The sequence below is a fragment of the Rhodocytophaga aerolata genome, from assembly GCF_030503435.1.
Lineage (GTDB): Bacteria > Bacteroidota > Bacteroidia > Cytophagales > 172606-1 > Rhodocytophaga > Rhodocytophaga aerolata.
Window position 1 is genome coordinate 1 of sequence record NZ_JAUKPO010000118.1, and the last position, 3,152, is coordinate 3,152.

Annotated in this window: 2 protein-coding genes; both read left to right on the top strand. The window is 37.4% G+C overall.

All coding sequences use genetic code 11. The features are described from left to right. Positions 1–306: 306 nt before the first annotated feature. A complete protein-coding gene (locus Q0590_RS36905) occupies positions 307–1,614 on the top strand; it encodes an AAA family ATPase (protein ID WP_302042703.1) in 1,308 nt (435 codons plus the stop codon). A 2-nt stretch (positions 1,615–1,616) separates the two neighbouring features. Next, complete coding sequence (locus Q0590_RS36910) at positions 1,617–2,867, top strand: tetratricopeptide repeat protein (protein WP_302042704.1); 1,251 nt, start codon at positions 1,617–1,619, stop codon at positions 2,865–2,867. Positions 2,868–3,152: the final 285 nt, after the last annotated feature.

Sequence of the window (3,152 nt, forward strand, 5' to 3'; positions counted from 1 at the left end):
ATGAAAGTATTTCTTGAGGGAAAGAAGTAGAGTATAGTAGTTAAAATAATTCTCCGTAATAAATAACTGCTGTTATTTGTATTAAGCTCTTGTGATTTTTATCTGTTTTTTGAAATTTTAACAAGCCTTCTACCTCTTAGCAGACCTCCTTTATTGATTTCTTACTTACGATTCGCTACTTTTTTGTATTATTAGTACTGGCTAGCAAATACATTCATTCCTTGTTAGCTTATACCTATTTCTTGTTGAGGTATACACAAGATGATAATGCATTAATTTTAGACTTCAAGTGTAGACAATACTATTATGGATGATAATTCGATTAAAAACTTAAGGGAAGCGCTCCTTTTTTCACCAGATAATATTCCGCTAAAGCAGCATTTGGCTGAAATGTTACTAAAAGCAAATAGATTCGATGAAGCTGAGACAGAATATGCCCAGTTAGTTAAACTAGCACCTACTAAAAAATCTAAAACAGGACTTGCACAAACTTTTTTCCTAAAGGGAGAATACTCTAAGTGCAATGTTATCCTTGAAGAAATTATTGAGAATGGACAAGCAGATTTTAATGTCCTACTCCTACATACACGAGCTTTATTAAAAGAAAAAGCAGTAGCCAAAGCCATTGAAGTATACAAGAAAGCCTTGCTGTTCAATCCAATTTTTCAGGATGAAGAATTGGACAGAGAACTACGACTATCCGGCTTAGAGGAAGATCATTCTTCCCAACATGAAGCAGCAAGTTATTTTATTCAAAAGCCTGCCGTCAATTTTAATGACGTAGGTGGAATGAATTCTATAAAAAAAGAAATCGAACTAAAAATTATTAAACCTCTCCTGCATCCAGAACTCTATAAAGCATATGGAAAAAAGGTAGGAGGCGGTATCCTGTTATATGGTCCTCCCGGATGTGGTAAAACGTATTTGGCTAAAGCAACTGCAGGTCAAGTCAAGGCAAAATTTATCAGTGTTGGTTTAAATGACATCTTGGATATGTGGATTGGCAATAGTGAGAAAAATCTACATCAGCTTTTTGAAGTGGCCAGGCAAAACACGCCCTGTGTCTTGTTTTTTGATGAGATTGATGCCTTAGGAGCTAGCCGGAGTGATATGAAGCAATCCAGCGGCAGGCATTTGATCAACCAGTTTTTACAAGAGCTAGATGGCATAGAGAAATCCAATGAAGGCATCTTAATATTAGGAGCCACTAATGCTCCCTGGCATTTAGATCCTGCCTTTAGAAGACCCGGCAGATTTGACAGGATTATTTTCGTACCCCCGCCTGATGAAGGAGCCAGAGAATCGATTCTGCAAATAAAATTAAAAAACAAACCGGTGGATGCAATTGATTACCACCTGTTAGCTAAAAAGTTAGAGCATTATTCGGGAGCTGATATCGAAGCCTTGCTTGATATTGCTATCGAAGAAAAACTTGAATCTTCCTTTGCTGATGGCATTCCAAAACCTCTTACCACCAAAGATTTATTAAATGCCCAAAAGAAACACAGAGCCAGTACACAAGAGTGGTTTGCTTCGGCTAAAAACTTTGCCTTATTCGCTAATGATACCGGTTTATATGATGATATTCTGGTATATCTAAAAATCAAAAAATAGAAATGGACAACAGCATAAACAGAGCACAGCTATTACTGCAACACAAAAAATACGAGGAAGCGGAAAAGTTATTGAAAGATTTATTGCACCATACACCCAATGATGTGCATCTGCTTGCCTTACTAGCTGAAGCAAAGATTCAACAAGATAAAATTCAACAGGCCGATAGCTTGCTTGATACAGCCATCGGATTAAGTCCTGACTTAGGCCATTTATTCTATATGAAGGCTAGAATTGCCCTTCAGCAGCAGAGCTATGATGAAGCTGAAAAGCATATTAGACAAGCCACCATGCTTGACGCTTCCGATGCAGATTATTTTTCTGTATGGGCATCTATCAAGCTGGCAAGGAAGCAGTATGCAGAAGCCTTGGAATTAGCTAACAAAGCTTTGGAACTGGATGCCCAAAATCTGTTAGGTTTAAACACAAGAAGTACGGCTTTATTGAAATTAAACCAAAAAGAATCAGCTTTTAACACCATCGAAGGAGCCCTGAGAGCAGATCCCACCAATGCCTATACCCATGCAAACTATGGATGGGGGTTATTGGAAAAAGGGGATCATAAAAAAGCCTTAGAGCATTTTAAAGAAGCCTTAAAAAATGATCCTAATTCAAACTATGCGCAGGCAGGCATGGTAGAAGCCTTGAAAGCCAACAACCTTTTTTATAAATTATTCTTACAGTATGCCTTTTGGATCGGTAATCTGACCAAAAATTATCAATGGGGAGTAATCATAGGGTTTTATGTAGGTTTTAGAGTGTTAAGATCAATAGCCAAAAACAATGAAGCCTTACAGCCCTTCCTGATTCCCTTAATTGTTTTACTAGCCTTTATTGCCTTCTCTACGTGGGTGATCACTCCCATAAGTAATTTGTTTCTGCGATTAAATGCCTATGGCAAACATCTACTGGACAACAAAGAAAAGATGAGTTCAAACTTTGTGGGGATAAGCTTTTTAGTGTTCTTGTTCGGAGTTATCACCTACTTTATCACAAGCAACGATAAATTTTTAACCTTCGCTGTTTTTGGCTTTGCCATGATGTTGCCCTATAGTACCATGTTTTCTGCAGCCAAAGCTAAGTATTCCCTTATTATCTATGCTGGAGTAATGACTTTGATTGGAATGGGTGCAATTGTTAATACGTTTAGGACAGGAGAAATATTTAATGTTTTGACCCCTGTATTCATTATTGGTTTTGTGGCATTTCAATGGGTAGCCAATTACTTGCTCATCAAAGAAGATAATGTATAAGGTCCATGAAAGATATAAGTTTGTCGGCACTGCTTCCTATACCGATGTACGAGTTTCATACTTAGCGATAATCAAAGGATTAGAGAACCACACATGGTAAAGTTTATACTCACCCCCTGGTGGGTTAACAAAAAAGCCTTTCATTATAAGTATGAAGGGCTTTTTTGTTGCTAGGGTAAAGTAAGTGGAAACACAGGTGTTACTCGAAAGGGGGAGTTCATTTAACTGTAATTTTTGTCAACCTATATTAGGACAAGACCCTTAGCTCTTACCTAAAAAAGATTT

Excerpts from the sequence above, each read along its gene's own strand:
- Q0590_RS36905 (WP_302042703.1), top strand. The coding sequence starts at position 307 with ATGGATGATAATTCGATTAAAAACTTAAGGGAAGCGCTCCTTTTTTCA.
- Q0590_RS36910 (WP_302042704.1), top strand. The coding sequence starts at position 1,617 with ATGGACAACAGCATAAACAGAGCACAGCTATTACTGCAACACAAAAAA.